The sequence below is a fragment of the Vibrio sp. FF266 genome (assembly GCF_041439695.1).
Lineage (GTDB): Bacteria > Pseudomonadota > Gammaproteobacteria > Enterobacterales > Vibrionaceae > Vibrio > Vibrio tasmaniensis_A.
In genome coordinates this window covers 34,916-52,275 of record NZ_JBGOOO010000016.1, presented here as the reverse complement: position 1 = coordinate 52,275, position 17,360 = coordinate 34,916, and the positions used below count along the sequence as shown (strand labels likewise).

Here is a 17,360-nt window from a genome sequence, read left to right as displayed (position 1 = left end):
TGTGTGCATACTTAGAATAAAGCAAAAGTTAATTCAATCGCTTAAACGATAGCTTAAATAATAGTGTTACTTGGTTAGAGCTTGATTAAGCCATTGATCAAATTGACCTTTTGGTAATGCACCGTTAATCGTATCGACACGTTTACCATCTTTAAACACCATCACGGTTGGAATGCTTCTGATTTGGTACATCGCGGCAAGCTGTTGCTGAGCTTCAGTATCAATCTTAACGAATCGAATATCTCCTGAACGCTCTTTAGCAACGTCACTGAACACTGGCGCAAAGCCAACACATGGGTTGCACCATGTTGCCCAGAAATCGACAACCACTGGCTGTGAACTATTCAAAATAGATTGGAAATTAAGTGACGTTCCCTCGATAGGAGCGCCATCGAGCAATGCTGTTTTGCATTTACCGCAGGTTGGGCTTTCTGAAATTCTTTCTGAAGGAACTCGGTTTACGCCATTACAAGAAGGGCAACGTGTGTTGAATGTAGACATAACTTTCTCTTTTTATTGTAACTCCGTGTCTAACGCGATTTACGAATCACGCACGGAGCGCTTATACTGTTTAAAACTAGAATACGATACTTAAATAAAAACAAACAATAAATAGGTAAATGATGACAAAATTTTACGCCGAGATTACGGGCTGGGGAAAGTGTCTGCCACCAGCCGTGTTGTCCAATGATGATCTAAGCACTTTCATTGATACGTCTGACGAGTGGATTCGAACTCGAACTGGTATCGAAAACCGTCGTATCAGTCATGTAAATACCTCTGAGTTAGCGACTGTTGCTGCTCAACACGCAATGGCGTGTGCTGGTCTTACTGCCGAAGATATCGACCTCGTGATCATCGCGACGTGCAGCCCAGATTCCCTTATTCCAAATACTGCGTCTAAAGTTCAACAGAACCTAGGCATCAAGAGCGCAGCGGCTTTCGACCTTAACGCAGCGTGTACTGGCTTCATCTATGGCGTTGAAACCGCAACTCGACTGATTCAAGCGGGCAACTACCGCAATGCCATTGTTGTGGGTGCAGAACGTCTTTCATTCTTCATCGACTGGACCAAGCGTGATACTGCGGTTCTATTTGGCGACGGCGCAGGTGCTGTGGTTCTATCTCGCACTGAAGAGCAGGTTGGCTTACAAGAAGCGCAAATCGGTTGTGACGCCGAAGGCCGTGACATTTTAGCGGTACCCAAATTCGGTACTTCTATGGATCGCTTTGCTGCAGATAATGGCTACTGGGACTTTGATTTCGTAGGTAAAGAAATCTTCAAGCGTGCAGTGAAAGGCATGGGCGCTGCGGCACACACAGTATTAAGCCGTACTGGCATCTCAACCGACAATATCGATGTTGTGATTCCGCACCAAGCCAACATCCGAATCATCCAGACCTTGTGTGATATGGCGGGTATTGAGCGCGAGAAAGCGTTTGTTAACATCCAAAACTACGGCAACACATCCGCAGCGACTGTGCCAATTGCACTGTGTGAATCATTAGAGCAAGGTTTTGTTAAACCTAACTCAAACATTCTTGTGGCGGCATTTGGTGCAGGTTTAACTTGGGGTGCTGGCCATATTAAGTGGGGCAGTCGTGTTGAACCGTTAGGTCAATCGGATGCGAAGCTTCCAGAAGCGGATAAATCTGCTTTGGAGCTTCTAGAAAGAGCCATTTTACACTGTAAAACGCGTCCTAATTCTGAAAACGAGTAGCAGCATTGTGCAAGTTCGTTTAATGACAGAAGCCGACCTCGATGGGGCGGCTTTAGTTCACCAAGCTACTTTTGTTCGACAGCAAAACTCAAAAAATTGGTTACAATGTAACTTAAATGCAGCACCACGCTTTCTTAACTTCGTTGCAGAGAACGAAGGTGAGATCGTGGGTTACATCATCTGGGTTCAGAAAAGCGGGTTTAGACCTGAAGCTGTTTTAGAACTAGAGCAACTTGCCGTGTTACCAAGCGCGCAGGGGCAAGGATTGGGTAAAACGCTGATTCTAGATTCCCTGCCGCAGGTAAAACAGCATTTGGCGGATCAAGGCTCGATGCTCAAACACGTGCTAGTGACCACCAGAGCAGACAACTTTGCACAAAAGCTTTATCAATCGACTTTGGGTGCAGAAGTCGAAACCACGATTTCAAACCTGTACTCTGCGGATGAAGTGCTTATGATAGCTCGCAATGTGGGTGAACGAATCTGATCGCTGAGTTCTTAGAACCAATTATAATCAGCGGTATAAATCGATTTACGTTTAATTAGGGACTTCTACAGTCCCTTTTGTTATTTCTTAGGAAGTGTTTTGAAGAAAGTTTTAGCAATTGGCTACGTTTGGCCAGAACCGAATTCATCGGCGGCTGGCAGCCATATGATGTCTCTTTTACGCCTGTTCAAGAGACAAGGTTGGTCCGTTGAATTTGCAACGCCAGCTCAAGAAACCGAGCACATGATCGATCTCTCTGAAGAGGGCATCACGAGCCAATCTATACAGTTAAATTGCGATAGCTTTGACCAGTACATTGAAGAGCTGCAACCCGATGTCGTGATGTTTGACCGTTTCATGATGGAAGAGCAGTTTGGTTGGCGCGTGGAAAAAGTATGTCCGAATGCCTTTAAGTTACTGGATACGGAAGACTTACAGTTCCTACGTAACGCGCGCCATGAAGCAGTTAAGAAAGAGACTGAACTGACCAAAGCGCATTTGTACAGTGACTTGGCTAAACGTGAAATTGCCGCAATCTTACGCTGTGATCTTTCGTTGATCATTTCAAGTTACGAGATGGATCTGCTTAAATCTGAGTTCAATATCGATCCAAAACTGCTTCATCACTTGCCGTTCATGGTTGATCTTAATACACTTCCTGAAAGCACGAAAAGCTTTGAAGAACGTAAGCATTTCATGACGATAGGTAACTTTAGACACGCACCGAACTGGGATGCTGTGCTTCAGTTACAGAAGATTTGGCCGAAGATTCGCAAGCAGTTACCTGAATCCGAACTTCATATTTACGGATCTTACCCGCCGCCGAAAGCAACGGCTTTGCACAACCCTAAAACCGGTTTTCATATAAAAGGTTGGGCTAAAGACGCTCAAGAAGTGATGGAGCAAGCTCGTGTGTGTGTTGCACCCCTACGATTTGGCGCGGGCATTAAAGGCAAGTTGCTTGATGCGATGAAGTTACAAACTCCGAACGTGACGAGTGAAATCGGCAGCGAAGGCATGTTACCACAAGGAGAATTGCAATGGCCGGGCGCAGTGGCTGATGACATCGACGAGTTTGTTGAACAAGCTGTCGGTTTATACAAAGATGAAGAGAAGTGGCTTAAAGCACAAAGCCAATGTCATTCAATCCTTGAAGCGCACTACGAGCAGAATCAACTCGGCGACACATTGATTGAGCGATTAACGGCGTTAGAGTCCGATCTTGAATCTCATCGACTGGATAACTTCTTTGGTTCGATGCTTAAGCACCACAGCATGGCGAGCACCAAGTATATGTCGCAGTGGATAGCTGAAAAGAACAAGACTAAGTAACTGACACAATAAACCGAATCAAATAATAAGCCCTTAGGTTAACGCCTAGGGGCTTTTTTCATGCAGGACGCTTATTAATTCCAGACTTACAAACCGAACATTCTAGTGTACATTAGCATTGACTAATTTATATTTATTAGTAAACTCTAATTTAAATTAAGGGTGATGAGTTAATCGACGTTATGAGAGAGGTCAGTGATGAGTTTAATACCTTGGAATGCATTGTTCGGTGGCATGTTGTTAGGCGCGTCGGCAATTATTCTTATGTTAGGAATAGGGCGAGTAGCAGGAATTAGCGGTATTGTTGGCCGCTTGTTACCGTCGAGAAAGAACAAAAGATTAGAATCAGGATCCGAATCGAACTCGGACTCCAGCATTGAGAAAACCGAAAAACATTGGCGACTTGCTTTTGTTGTCGGAATGGTCGTGAGCGGCTGGTTATTGATTCCAACAGGCTACCAACTTCCGCAATTAGAAGAGATCAACTTCGCAGTGGTTATCATAGCCGGATTATTGGTGGGCTTTGGTACCAAGATGGCGAATGGCTGTAATAGCGGCCATGGCATTGTGGGGATGGCTCGTTTGTCCAAGCGCTCAATTATCGCTACTTGTGTATTCATGGGTGTCGCGATGGCAACAGTGCTGGTTAAAAACCTGATTGGCTTGGGGGCATAATGAAAAACTCTTCATTTACTATCGTTATCGGTTTGCTCGCAGGTATTCTGTTTGGGTCAGGAATGATCATTTCAGGTATGGTTGATCCTAACAAGGTACTCGGCTTCTTAGACATTACCGGTAACTGGGACATTAGTTTGGCATTTGTTATGGGTGGCGCGCTATTGGTCTTCGCTCCGTTTTATCATCTGGTCATTAAAAAGCGCGCTCAAGCCGTCAATGGCGAACCGTTAGATAGCCGTAGCAATCCGTTGATAGACAGAAAGCTGATTCTAGGTTCTACAGCGTTTGGCTTAGGCTGGGGGATTGCAGGCTTTTGCCCGGGCCCTGCAGTAACCAGCCTTAGTGGGGGTAATCCCACGGTATGGCTGTTCGTCTTAAGCATGCTGGTGGGAATGTGGTTGGCGGTTCGTACGAACAAAACCTGTTAGTAGCAAGCTTACCGCTGATTACATTGGCTTTGACGTTATTCGTTCTGAACTGACCAAGCAGAGAGGTTGACTCGCTTTTAGCAAAAAAGCCAGTCAGCCTCTTTCTATATCTACCGTTAGCTATGATCTGCCGTTATCTAAAATCTACTATTTAATAGTCGTTGAAACTGGGCAATGGTCGCTAAGTTTGTAATCAAGCACATCTTGCGTTTCAAAGACCTTCTGTTTAGCAGGAGAGGCATCTAAGGATTTGCTCACTACAATATGATCAATCACAGAACGGAACTGGTGTGTGCGATGGTTATTGCGGTTAGAGCGTACCTTACAATCTGCTCGAGTTTTTCTTGTCGCCAACTGAGCATCGGCATTTTGAGTTAAGTCTTTCCACATCCAATCTCTTGAGTAAGAAAGGTTATGGTTGAAATCGCCTAATATTGCGTAATCCTGACCTTGGCGTTCTCTTTGCTGTATCCACTTATTAAGTTGTTGCGCTTGGTCTTTGAGCCTTGAACAGTCACGGTTCGACTTATAAGCGCCGCTGCAACCTGCCTTTAAATGCACAGACAGCATGTGAATTGGTTTTGTATCCGTTTCCACAACCATATAACTGGCAAATCTAAGCTTGCTGTTAGCGCCCGATTCGAGAGGAAAGTCAGCGTAGTCGGTGAGTATGATTCCTTTACGAACCGCGAAGCCTGTGTATTGGTTTACTTCTTTGAACTGATGGTTGCTGTTTTCTGGTAATGCTCGGTCAGACATCAATATCTTGTATTGATCGCCAGCGATGCGCTGAATGGCATTGATGTCATCGACTTCTTGGAAAGCCAGCACATCCGAATTTAAGGATTGGAAATACTGTTCGAGCTTATCGAAATCCGCTTGATCACGTTGGTCAGAAAACTTATTCACAGCCTCATTGGTTGATAACCATTCGATATTCCAACTGGATATGGTTAAAGGTTCGCCAAATGCTTGGCTACTGAGTAAGCAGCCTAACATTATCCACTTTTGAAGTCGTTTCATCCCAAATATCCCTAATTTTGGTGTGCAATATAGTTGAGCCGTTATCCTACAACACTTACCGAAAATTCAACTCTTTTTAGCAGTTTTTTTATTGTTACATTGTTTCTTTTCGACTTGAGATCTCACGTAATAATATTGGATTTATCTTGTTCGGCGTGCCTATTTTATTGATCCAAATCAATACTCAATGTTGGTGGTTCTCGTTAAATACGCCACAATATCTAGTGTTAGTTAAACGATAAATCGCTCTATAGTGTGTTTGTGGATAAGTCTGTGAATACCTCAAGAGTAAGGAGAAGTGGTGAAATCAATCGTAATCAAGCGTGATGGCTCAAGAGCTCCATTCAGTAGAGATCGCATCCAAGCTGCAGTGGAAGCAGCATCAGACAAAACCGATAAGGAAATTGCTATTTATGCTCTGAATGTGGCATTAGCAGTTGAGTTGAAGCTCGAAGACTACGATGAAGTTCATATCTCTGAAATTCAAACCATGGTCGAGAACGAGCTAATGCAGGGACCATACAAGTCTCTTGCTCGTGCCTACATTGAATATCGTCATGACCGTGACATCGCACGTGAAAAGCAAAGCGCTTTAACTCGCGAGATCGAAGGTCTGATCGAAGAAAGCAATGTTGATCTGATCAATGAGAATGCCAACAAAGATGGCAAAGTTATCCCAACTCAGCGTGATTTGCTGGCGGGTATCGTGGCTAAGCATTATGCTAAAACTCACATTTTGCCGCGTGATATCGTACAAGCTCACGAGTGTGGTGACATTCACTATCACGATTTAGACTACGCACCGTTCTTCCCAATGTTTAACTGTATGCTTATCGATCTTAAAGGCATGTTAACGCATGGCTTTAAGATGGGTAACGCGGAAATCGACACACCTAAATCGATCTCTACGGCGACAGCGGTAACCGCACAGATCATCGCGCAAGTGGCAAGCCACATATACGGCGGTACAACGATTAACCGTATCGACGAGGTTCTCGAACCTTACGTAATGGCGAGTTACGAGAAGCACCTATCACTAGCGAAAGAGTGGGACATTCACAGCCCAGAAGCTTTTGCTATCTCTCGTACAGAGAAAGAGTGTTACGACGCATTCCAGTCTTTGGAGTACGAAGTAAACACGCTACATACAGCTAATGGGCAAACACCATTCGTTACGTTTGGTTTTGGTCTAGGCGAAAGCTGGGGTTCAAAACTTATCCAGCAATCTATCTTGAAGAACCGCATTGCAGGTTTGGGTAAGAACCGCAAAACAGCCGTTTTCCCTAAGCTGGTCTTTGCAATCAAAGATGGTTTGAACCACCAGAAGCAAGATCCAAACTATGACATCAAGCAATTGGCGCTTGAGTGTGCATCTAAGCGTATGTATCCAGACATTCTTAACTACGACAAAGTGGTAGAAGTGACAGGGTCGTTCAAAACGCCTATGGGTTGCCGTAGCTTCTTGAATACTTACGAAGAAAATGGTGAGTTGATTCATGAAGGCCGTAACAACTTAGGTGTTGTGAGCCTGAACTTGCCACGTATTGCGATTAACGCAAAACAAGATATGGCTAAGTTCTACGAACTGCTTGATGAAAAATTGAAGCTAGCTCGTCGCGCTCTAGAAACTCGTATTTCGCGTCTAGAAAACGTGAAAGCGCGTGTTGCTCCAATCCTATACATGGAAGGTGCCTGTGGCGTGCGCTTGAAAGCAGACGATTCTATTGCCGATATCTTCAAGAATGGCCGTGCGTCTGTTTCTCTTGGTTACATTGGCATCCATGAAGCGATGACAGCACTTTACGGCACAGACGTTCACCTGTATGACGACGGCGAAATGCGTACTAAAGCGCTTGAGCTGGTGGAGTACATGAAGCGTGAAGTGGAATCTTGGACAAAAGAGACAGGTTACGCGTTCAGCTTATACGGCACACCCAGTGAAAACCTATGCAGCCGTTTCTGCAGCATCGATACCAAAGAGTTTGGTGTGATTGATGGTGTAACTGACCGTGGCTACTACACAAACAGCTTCCACTTAGACGTGCAAAAGAAAGTGAACCCATACGATAAGATCGATTTCGAGATGCCTTATCCTGAAATCTCTAGTGGCGGCTTCATCTGTTACGGTGAATTCCCGAACATGCAGAAGAACATCGAAGCACTAGAAAACGTGTGGGATTACAGCTACACACGTGTTCCTTACTACGGCACCAACACGCCGATTGATGAGTGCTACGAATGTGGCTACAACGGTGAGTTCGACTGTACAAGTAAAGGCTTTACGTGTCCTAAGTGTGGTAACCATGACTCAACCAAAGTATCGGTAACACGCCGCGTTTGTGGTTACCTTGGTAGCCCAGATGCACGACCATTTAACTTCGGTAAGCAAGAAGAAGTTAAACGCCGCGTGAAGCACCTGTAGTAAGCTCTAAGATCATTAGCTAGCTTACTAAGAAGAGCTACGTTTCAAGAAATAAGATTGGTATCGGCGTTATGTCGATACCAATTCTTTTATTCCAGCTCTTACAGCATTTCGCTTCAAACTATTAAGCAATAACGAGTTTTCAAAACTGCTTTATGAACTACCATCAATATCACCCAATCGACGTTGTAAACGGCCCGGGAACACGCTGCACTTTGTTTGTGTCGGGTTGTGTGCACCAGTGTCGCGGGTGTTATAACCAATCGACGCAAAGGTTGGACTCAGGGCACTTGTTCACTCAAGAACTGCAAGACCACATTATCGCTGATCTGAACGATCCGCGAATCAAGCGTCGTGGCTTGTCGCTTTCTGGTGGTGATCCTCTGCATCCTGCAAACGTGTCTGAAGTGCTTAAGCTCGTTCAGCGTGTAAAAGCGGAGTGCGAAGGTAAAGATATCTGGATGTGGACGGGTTACGAGCTCGACGAACTGGATGAAAAGCAGAAGCAAGTGCTTGAATACGTCGATACTTTGATTGATGGTCGCTTTGAACAAGATAAAGCGGATCCAATGTTGGATTGGCGTGGCAGTTCAAACCAAATCATTCATCGATTTACTGACATATAACAGTCGTCGTGGCTTAGCACACTCGTAAAACGAAAAAGGGCGTCATGGTTAGCGCAATGCAACCAATCGGCCCTTGGGTGTGAGTTCTTTTCGTTTATTCGCTCAAACTACCATTCAAGCAACGACCTGATCTGGCTCTTCTATTAAGTTGTTGATCCATTTCTTAGAGTGAATCCGCTGGCTAGTTAAAGCTATCTTCGCTAACTCTTCCAGCAGCACAATCATCAAAACCCATTCTAGCGGCCAACCCAACACCAACGCAGTAAAGTAGGCAAGGGGAATACCGATTGCCCATTGGCCAAACAGGTCGATGAAGATGCTGTAGTTGATGTCTCCACCACTTTTCAGCACTCCGCCTATACCAACCATATTGAAGACTCTTAGTACCATACCGAGTGCCATTACTAAGGTAACGTTAACGGCCGTACCTTTGAGCTCTAAGTGAGTAAGATCGATCATGTATACGATCGCGGGTTTGGCGACAAAGCACATTAACGCCAGTAAAGCAGCAAGCCCACAACTCACTAACACATAGCCCCAAGCTGTATTCTCGACACGTTGATAGTTCTTCGCACCGATCTCGTTACCTAGAATGATGGAAGCCGCAACCGCAAACCCCAAAAAAGCAGAGATCAAAATGCTTTCGACAGGCGATAACAAGGAAATGATCGCAAGTTCTCCAACCCCCATTTGGCCAACGATAACGTTGTAAATAAGAATCCCGCCCGCCCACGCAGTGTCGTGAACCAACATAGGTATAGCCACCGTAAAGTACTTCTTTCTATGCTTCGGTAATAACGCATCTCGCCAATTGCTTAACGTCGGGAATAGGTGCGGGTAATGTTTTCTTGCCATAACAAGCAATGCAATGGTTTGAAAGAATCGAGATACTGTGGTGCCAATAGCCGCACCAACCACACCCAGTTCTGGAAACCCAAACAAGCCGAAGATCAATAGGGCATTGAGAATTGCATTGACGATAATTGCCCAGATACTGATTTTGGTGGGCAGCTTGGCTTCGCCAACAGAACGAAGTGCACTCTCTAGCGGCACAACTACGGCAGTACCAATAAGGCTGGCTCCTGTTATCCAAAGGTAATCCGTTGCCAATCGGACGTAATCAGGGTCTGAGGCCACCACAGACACCACTGATTCAGGAGCCAATGTATAGATGAATACAAAGGGGATTATGGCAAAGATCGAAAGTGCCCATGATTGCGCTAGTGTGCGTCGAATTCCGTTGAAATCACCGGCACCGAAATATTGCGAAGCTAGCACGCTCACGGCTCCACTAATCCCCGATACCATGATCAAGTTGAAGAAGAAGATACGGTTGCCAACACCAACCGCGGCGGTTGCAGAATCACCAAGCTGATTGACCATAAAAATATCGACCACGCCAAGCAGTGAAAACAACATGGTTTGCAACGAGACTGGTAAACCGATGTGTAATAGTTTTTGCCAAAATTCTTTGTCTAAATGACGATATGTCGAGAGCATCGCATTTCCCCGGTAGTGATTATGCGAGAAGTTTATCGGCATTTGTTTTCGCTGTATTCTTCAGACTCATCACAAACTTTTGCCAAACTATCCACTTTGATAAGTTGGCCAATTGAATGAGTTAGCAGTGATATGAGTGATAAACAAGAAAGGTATGAGATCTCTGAAAAGACGCACCAAGAGTTTGTCGATCAAAGCCATGTTTTGGCATTTGAAGAGCTCGGTATCGTTCAATGTGGGACGGCGTCGTGTCGAGACTTCTTTTCGGTGTATCGTAAGAACCAACAGAAACACATGCTGTTGTATACCGTGAGAGGAAAAGGTTGGTTAGAAAGTGGGGCGTGTCGTTACATTTTAGAACCGGGTTCGTGCATTACTGTTCCAGCAGGAATAGAGAATGGTTTTGGTATTGAAGAGGAAACATGGCAGATCGCATGGATCTTTCTCTCGCCCGACAAGCTATGGGAAAATGTCGTCAATGATGAGGTGAGTTATACGCTGTCTCCGGCGGCAGAAGTCGTCTCGTCGTGCATTCATACTCTGTTGAGAAGTATTGCCTTACCCATAGATTTAGGTGGAGCGATTGCCACTCACAGCGTTGCCCAAATAGAGTTCATGATTAATGCGCCGGTTCCGCAGCAGCAATCGCGCAATTTGATCCGCTTAAGACGCGTTTTCGATAATGTACAAAAGCAGCTCCATAAAGAATGGAACGTTCATGAACTCGCGAGCTTATTCCCGTGCTCAGAGCCACACTTCCATCGTTTGTGTCAGCGCTATTACTCGCACAGCCCTATGACTCATATCATGCGTATGAGAATGGAATACGCTGCACGGCTACTTAGATCGAGTGATTGGTCGATTCAACACATTGGTGAGATAGTCGGATATCCAAATGCCGCTAACTTTAGCACTCGGTTTAAGGCGTGGTCAGGAATGACACCAAGACAATTCAAACAAAGTGCCCAATAGCGATCTTTATAGGCGCATGCAAACATAAGACACATAGAAGCATAAGATACATAGAAATACAGCGCTTTGAATTGTGCAATTGGTTATTAGGTGTTTGAAATTTGCACTATTTATCCGTTTGAAATGACCAATCTCTGATTACTTCTAATTACTAATGGTAACTAAGCGCTTCTATTAAAAAATGTTTCTGATTTGTCTACGATAATGTTAACGTGAAACTCATACTTGAATTTCAAAGGGTTGTGACTTTCATGTTTTCACATCTACCAAAACCAACTTTAGATCCAATTCTATCTCTGTCTGTCGCTTACCGCGGCGATACTCGCACTGATAAAGTCGACTTAGGCATTGGCGTTTACAAAAACGACCAAGGTGAAACACCGATCATGAAAGCCGTCTCTAAGGCTCAAGATATCGTTGTTGAAACACAGAAAACCAAAGCTTATGTTGGCCTAGCAGGCTGTGAAGAGTTTAATCAGAGCATGGTTGATCTGTTGCTTAAAGGGACTTCTGCAATAGGTCGCGTTGCTGCGATTCAAACACCAGGTGCAAGTGGAGCACTTCGCATGTTGGGTGACTTGATGAAAGTCTCTCAACCAGACACAACGGTTTGGATTTCAAACCCAAGCTACGTTAACCACAAACCGGTGATGGAAGCGGCAGGCTTAAAAGTTCGATACTACAATTACTTTAGTCCTGAAACGAAGCAAGTTGATACTGCAAGAATGTTGGATGACCTTTCAAAAGCAGGTCCATCAGACGTGGTACTTCTTCACGGTTGCTGTCATAACCCAACGGGTGCTGACATTGATTTTGAAGCGTGGCAGGAAATTACTAAGTTATCGCAAAAGAATGGTTTCTTACCGTTTGTTGATATTGCCTACCAAGGCTTTGGTGATGGCCTAGAAGAAGACGCAAAAGGTCTTCAACATATGGCGAACAACGTAGAAGAGATGTTGATTACGACGTCATGTTCGAAAAACTTCGGTTTGTACCGTGAAAGAACGGGTGCCGCGATTGTTATCGGTAAGAACAGCGAACACGTAGGCAATGCTAAAGGTAAGCTACTGACACTGGCTCGTTCAACTTACACAATGCCGCCAGATCATGGTGCCGCGTTGGTTAAAACAATTCTTCAGAATCAAGAGCTAACGACGATTTGGAAACAAGAGTTGAGTGAAATGCAGCAACGTTTGTTAAATCTGCGCCAAAGTTTATGTGATGAATTGCGAAATACTTACAACACGTCACAATTTGACTTCATCGAAAGCCATAAAGGCATGTTTAGTGTACTAGGCTTTAAAGAAACTCAAATGAATCAACTACGTGAAGAATATGGAGTCTATGGTGTTGGTGATGGACGCATCAATATCGCGGGCCTTTCTGAATCCCATATTCCTTATGTGGCTAAAGCGATAGCCAACGTTTCAAAATAGAAGGTGACTGAATGTATAATTGGAAAGCGATTGTAGTTTTAATGCTAAGTGGTGGCCTGTTTGCTTGTTCGACGACGACTCAAGTTCCTGTCGAGCCAGAGCAAAAGCCTCAAGTAGAACAACCTGTTGTGGATGACTCTTCTAAGACTGACACAACGGAAGGTGAGAAAGTAACGGAACCTACAGAGAAGCCTGAAGAAGTAAAACCAACGGAACCAGAAGCGAAACCAAAGCCTGAACAAAAACCGACTGCAAAACCAACCAAGACAAGCGATGGCAAACTGATTCTTGGCGAAGAGGAGTGGGTGTTTGTTCCTGGTCTTAAAGAAGCGTTTAAAGCACGAGTTGATACAGGTGCAACAACATCATCAATCAGTGCCGTTGATATTGTTGATTTCGAACGTGACGGTAAAGATTGGGTTAAGTTCAAAATTGAACATGATGGCATCACAACTGAAGAGATCAGCTTGCCGGTAGAGCGTTGGGTTAAGATCAAGCAGTCGAGCGCGGAAGGCACACAACGACGTGCTGTTGTTGTCGCTTCAATTCAAATCGGCGATCTAAAAGATAAGACTGAATTTACGCTAGCAGATCGAACGCATCTTTCTTTCCCAATTCTGTTGGGGAGAAGCTTCTTTAGAGATGTTGCCGTTGTCGATGTTGGTCAAAAATACGTTCAGAAAAAAGTAACTAAATAGCGTCAATCGGTATTCATTCGAATTAGAGTCTGATGCTTTTATTGATGGGAAATGAAATCCCTACTAATGGAATTAGTGGGGATTTTTTCTTTTTATGATGTAATAACCGACGAAATACACTTTATTGTGCGTTGTTCTTCATTCGTTCACTGTTTAACCTCGACAATGTGATCCTGATCTCTATATAATCCGCGCTTCGTTTTATGTTTAATCCATACTTTCGTACTTCTTATTTTGGCTGATTGAAATAGCCAAATAATTATCTGTCAGTACACGCTTAGGAATTAGTTCTTTGATATCTACCGCGAACATCACAATGCAATTTGGCGCAGAGCCGCTGTTTGAAAACATCTCTGCTAAATTTGGTAACGGAAACCGTTATGGTTTGATCGGCGCCAATGGTTGCGGAAAATCAACGTTCATGAAAATCCTAAGTGGCGCATTGACGCCAAGTTCGGGCAACGTTTCGATCACTCCTGGAGAAAAACTGGGTGTGCTAAGCCAAGATCAGTTCGCTTTTGAACAGTACAGCGTTATCGATGTAGTAATCATGGGTGACAAAAAACTGTGGGAAGTAAAACAAGAACGTGACCGTATTTACTCTTTGCCAGAAATGAGCGAAGACGATGGTATGAAAGTCGCGGAGCTTGAAAGTGAATTCGCGGAAATGGATGGCTACACGGCAGAAAGCCGTGCTGGTGATATCCTAATTCAAGCGGGTATCGAAGAAGAGTTTCATTTCGGCCTAATGCAACAAGTTGCTCCGGGTTGGAAACTGCGTGTGCTATTGGCACAGGCACTGTTTGCAAACCCAGATATCCTGCTTCTTGATGAACCAACCAACAACTTGGACATTCACACGATTAACTGGCTTGCTGAAGAGCTAAACCAGCGTAAATGTACAATGATCATCATTTCGCACGATAGACACTTCCTTAACTCTGTATGTACGCATATGGCGGATATCGACTACGGCGAGCTACGTGTTTACCCGGGTAACTACGAGTACTTCCTAGAAGCGTCTGGTTTGATTCGAGATCAACTTCTAGCGAGCAATGCTAAGAAAGCGGCAGAGATCAGCGAACTTCAAGATTTCGTAAACCGTTTTGGTGCGAACGCTTCTAAAGCGAAACAAGCAAGTTCTCGCGCTAAGAAGATGGACAAAATCACGCTTGATGAAGTGAAGTCATCAAGCCGTATGAGCCCATCCATTGATTTTGGTGAAGGCAAGAAACTGCACCGTCAAGCGCTTGAACTTCAAGACCTTGGTCACGGCTTCGATGGCGAAACACTGTTTACTGGTGGTAACTTGCTGCTTGAAGCGGGAACTCGTCTTGCCGTTATCGGTGAGAACGGTGTGGGTAAAACAACACTATTGAAATGCCTAGTTCAAGAGCTTGAGCAAAACGAAGGTATCGTTAAATGGTCTGAAAACGCATCAGTAGGCTACTGCCCACAAGATAGCACGTCTGACTTTGATAACGACCTGAGTATCTTCGATTGGATCTCACAATGGCGTACAGTGAAGCACGATGACCTTATGGTACGTGGTATTCTAGGTCGTCTATTGTTTACTGCTGATGATGCGAACAAGAAAGCGCGTAACTGTTCTGGTGGAGAGAAAAACCGTTTGTTATTCGGCAAGCTAATGATGCAAGACATCAACGTGCTTGTAATGGACGAGCCAACGAACCACATGGACATGGAAGCAATCCAAGCCCTGAACGACGCATTGAAGGTTTACACGGGGACGCTTATCTTTGTAAGCCATGACCGTGAGTTCGTTTCTTCGCTAGCAACACACATCATTGATGTAAAAGACCAACAATTAGTGAGCTTCCAAGGTACTTATGAAGAGTACTTGGATCATCAGAAAAAGATGCTGATGGTTAGCTTATAACAGTCTTAGTCGGTCTATAACCGTATTGGTTGACCTATAGTTGCATTAGTTATTTGCTAGCAGCTAAGCGTTTATTTGCTAACTATAATAAGAAACTAATGAGAATAAGAAAGCCCCCGAACACAATAGTGGTCGGGGGCTTTTTGTCATTCTGATGTTGGTTCTAATTTTAAACGCGGTTAAACAACATTGTTTAACCGCGCTCAAGAGCTAGAACGAATTATCCGTACGTCTAGTATTTAAACAATTGAACTTGAGTATTCAACTGTTGAGCAATACCGCGCAACTCTTCAGACAAATGACGAGAGTTATCAGCCTCAGTAGACATGTTTTCTGATACATCATTAACCAACTGAATATTCTTACTGACTTCGCCGGTAACCGATCTTTGCTCAGAAGCAGCATTCGAGATATGTGAAGCCATCTCTGAGATCTGTTGAATCGATGTCGCGATCTCTTCCAATGCAATAGTCGCATTGTTTGCATCATCGACACTTGATTGCGCCAAGTCTTGGCTACGTTGCATTGATTCAACCGCACTGACGCTGTTTTTCTGAAGAGTCTCGATCATTTCGCGAATCTCGTCTGTAGAACTGTGAGTACGTTGAGAAAGAACACGAACTTCATCTGCCACAACCGCAAAACCGCGACCTTGTTCACCCGCACGTGCTGCTTCAATCGCTGCGTTTAAGGCCAATAGGTTAGTTTGTTCTGCAATATCAGAAATGGTTGATAGAATAGTGTTGATGTCTAACGCATTCTTCTCAACTTCTTGAATGATTCCTGAAGCGTTCTCAACTTGTTGAGCAAGACTAGTGATGGAATCTTGGTTACGAATGATGACTTGCTTACCTTGTTCACAATTCTCTGTTGAACTGATCGCTGAATCAGCCGTCATTTGCGCGTTGTTTGCTACTTCTTCTGCTGTTGCCGACATTTCATGTACGGCTGTAGCAATCTGAGAAATTTCGTGAAGTTGGACTGATAGACCTTCACTTGTTTGACGAGCGACATTGGTACTAATTTCAGACTGCTGATTAAGTTGGTTCGAAGAGCCCGCAATATCACGCACTATCTCTTGAAGTTTTGCTATGAACGCGTTGACGTGATGCGCTAGGGTGCCAATCTCGTCTTTACTATGAACAGTCATACGCTGTGTTAAGTCGCCGTCACCTTTGGACAATGCTTCCATTGCCGAGCTTAGTGTCGTTAATGGCGACAGTGCTTTCTTGATGATAAACATCGCAACGAATGCGATTACAGCAAGTTGTATTAGACCAAATATTACCGACTGACGAACTAATGAATAGTAAGAAGCAAAAGAGTGGTCTTTATCGATAACAACAGTGAAATACCAGTCTGTATGAGGAACTTTCTGAGCAGAAAGAAGGGAGTCGGTACCTTTAATCGTTAGCTCTTCAAATTCTGGATTTTGCGCAAGTGATTTGATTTTCTGAGCAGAAAGGTTGTTTGAAATATTAGAAACAGGCTTTAGCGTTAGGCTGCGGTCTCTATGGGCAACAATGTTACCTTTACCATCGACAAGAAAAGCGTAAACACCAGGTTGCTCAATACTTACAATATCATTGATGAGGGTGTTTAAGTTCAGGTCTGCACCAATAACGCCAGAGAACCCGTTGGCATTGAATGGGCTTGCAATTGTTACCACTAGGTCATTCGTAGCCACATCAACATAGGGTTCAGTGACGACTGTTTGACCTGCAGCCATAGGCGCTTTGTACCAATCTCGACTACGTGGGTCGTAATCTTGCGGTACTGGCAAATCACCACCTAGAAGAAAGCGACCGTCAGAAAGTCCTGCGTAGGCAATTTGGAACTTACCAGCACTCGTACTTTGAGTTAAATAGCTGGTTGGGTCATCGGTAAAAGTAAACGAATTTTTCGCTGCATTTACAACGTTGATTCGGCCTTCAATCCATTTTTCTATACCCGATACCGTTGTATCAGTTAGTGTATTTGAATACTGCTGAATGGAACGATAGGTTTCGTTAAGAAGTTGCTTACCTGTTACATAAGTCTGAATCATAGTCATTGCGAAAATAATGACAACAAACATTAATGTTAATTTGTTCTTGATTGAAATATTGCTAACACCCATTTACGGTACTTCACTCTA

The 17,360-nt window shown here is 44.2% G+C and carries 15 protein-coding genes; 11 read left to right on the top strand and 4 right to left on the bottom strand.

Going from position 1 to position 17,360, the window contains the following annotated elements:
• Positions 1 to 66: 66 nt before the first annotated feature.
• Complete coding sequence (trxC, locus tag ACED59_RS13585; protein ID WP_017097619.1) at positions 67 to 501, bottom strand: thioredoxin TrxC; 435 nt, start codon at positions 499 to 501, stop codon at positions 67 to 69.
• Between the two features lie 122 nt (positions 502 to 623).
• Between trxC and ACED59_RS13580 the strand changes: the two genes are divergently transcribed.
• The 5 genes from ACED59_RS13580 (at position 624) to ACED59_RS13560 (ending at position 4,646) form a co-directional block, all read left to right on the top strand.
• A complete protein-coding gene (locus tag ACED59_RS13580) occupies positions 624 to 1,721 on the top strand; it encodes a ketoacyl-ACP synthase III (RefSeq protein WP_017097618.1) in 1,098 nt (365 codons plus the stop codon).
• A 22-nt stretch (positions 1,722 to 1,743) separates the two neighbouring features.
• Positions 1,744 to 2,208 (top strand): GNAT family N-acetyltransferase, encoded by a 465-nt coding sequence (locus ACED59_RS13575; RefSeq protein WP_029223895.1) that lies wholly within the window; start codon positions 1,744 to 1,746, stop codon positions 2,206 to 2,208.
• Positions 2,209 to 2,307: 99 nt separating this feature from the next.
• The gene (locus ACED59_RS13570) at positions 2,308 to 3,540 is read left to right on the top strand and encodes a glycosyltransferase (protein ID WP_017097616.1); all 1,233 of its coding nucleotides are present in this window, start codon (positions 2,308 to 2,310) and stop codon (positions 3,538 to 3,540) included.
• A gap of 198 nt (positions 3,541 to 3,738) precedes the next feature.
• Positions 3,739 to 4,215 (top strand): YeeE/YedE family protein, encoded by a 477-nt coding sequence (locus ACED59_RS13565; RefSeq protein WP_371705003.1) that lies wholly within the window; start codon positions 3,739 to 3,741, stop codon positions 4,213 to 4,215.
• Complete coding sequence (locus ACED59_RS13560; protein ID WP_017097615.1) at positions 4,215 to 4,646, top strand: YeeE/YedE family protein; 432 nt, start codon at positions 4,215 to 4,217, stop codon at positions 4,644 to 4,646. Before ACED59_RS13565 ends, ACED59_RS13560 begins: the two co-directional genes overlap by 1 nt.
• 147 nt (positions 4,647 to 4,793) lie before the next feature.
• On the opposite strand, the gene ACED59_RS13555 is transcribed toward ACED59_RS13560, so the two are convergent.
• Positions 4,794 to 5,669: an endonuclease/exonuclease/phosphatase family protein gene (locus tag ACED59_RS13555; RefSeq protein ID WP_012600610.1), complete on the bottom strand. Its 876-nt coding sequence runs from the start codon at positions 5,667 to 5,669 to the stop codon at positions 4,794 to 4,796.
• Positions 5,670 to 5,970: 301 nt separating this feature from the next.
• On the opposite strand from ACED59_RS13555, the gene nrdD reads away from it, so the two are divergent.
• Entirely contained in the window at positions 5,971 to 8,091 is a 2,121-nt protein-coding gene (gene nrdD, locus ACED59_RS13550) for an anaerobic ribonucleoside-triphosphate reductase (RefSeq protein ID WP_371705004.1), read from the top strand.
• A 155-nt stretch (positions 8,092 to 8,246) separates the two neighbouring features.
• Complete coding sequence (nrdG, locus tag ACED59_RS13545; protein WP_012600613.1) at positions 8,247 to 8,717, top strand: anaerobic ribonucleoside-triphosphate reductase-activating protein; 471 nt, start codon at positions 8,247 to 8,249, stop codon at positions 8,715 to 8,717.
• A gap of 114 nt (positions 8,718 to 8,831) precedes the next feature.
• On the opposite strand, the gene ACED59_RS13540 is transcribed toward nrdG, so the two are convergent.
• Positions 8,832 to 10,259, bottom strand: coding sequence for an MATE family efflux transporter (locus tag ACED59_RS13540; RefSeq protein ID WP_017098262.1), 1,428 nt, complete (start codon positions 10,257 to 10,259; stop codon positions 8,832 to 8,834).
• A 90-nt stretch (positions 10,260 to 10,349) separates the two neighbouring features.
• On the opposite strand from ACED59_RS13540, the gene ACED59_RS13535 reads away from it, so the two are divergent.
• The 4 genes from ACED59_RS13535 (at position 10,350) to ACED59_RS13520 (ending at position 15,223) form a co-directional block, all read left to right on the top strand.
• A complete protein-coding gene (locus tag ACED59_RS13535; protein ID WP_017098263.1) occupies positions 10,350 to 11,189 on the top strand; it encodes an AraC family transcriptional regulator in 840 nt (279 codons plus the stop codon).
• Positions 11,190 to 11,440: 251 nt separating this feature from the next.
• On the top strand, positions 11,441 to 12,625 hold the full coding sequence (locus ACED59_RS13530; RefSeq protein WP_029223980.1) for an amino acid aminotransferase: 1,185 nt from the start codon (positions 11,441 to 11,443) through the stop codon (positions 12,623 to 12,625).
• An 11-nt stretch (positions 12,626 to 12,636) separates the two neighbouring features.
• A complete protein-coding gene (locus tag ACED59_RS13525) occupies positions 12,637 to 13,323 on the top strand; it encodes a RimK/LysX family protein (protein WP_012600617.1) in 687 nt (228 codons plus the stop codon).
• A gap of 292 nt (positions 13,324 to 13,615) precedes the next feature.
• Positions 13,616 to 15,223, top strand: a complete 1,608-nt coding sequence (locus ACED59_RS13520) for an ABC-F family ATPase (RefSeq protein WP_081326743.1) — start codon at positions 13,616 to 13,618, stop codon at positions 15,221 to 15,223.
• Positions 15,224 to 15,455: 232 nt separating this feature from the next.
• Here ACED59_RS13520 and ACED59_RS13515 read toward each other — a convergent pair whose 3' ends face one another.
• Positions 15,456 to 17,342 carry a methyl-accepting chemotaxis protein gene (locus ACED59_RS13515; RefSeq protein ID WP_371705006.1) on the bottom strand — a complete coding sequence of 629 codons (1,887 nt, stop codon included), beginning with the start codon at positions 17,340 to 17,342 and terminating at the stop codon, positions 15,456 to 15,458.
• Positions 17,343 to 17,360: the final 18 nt, after the last annotated feature.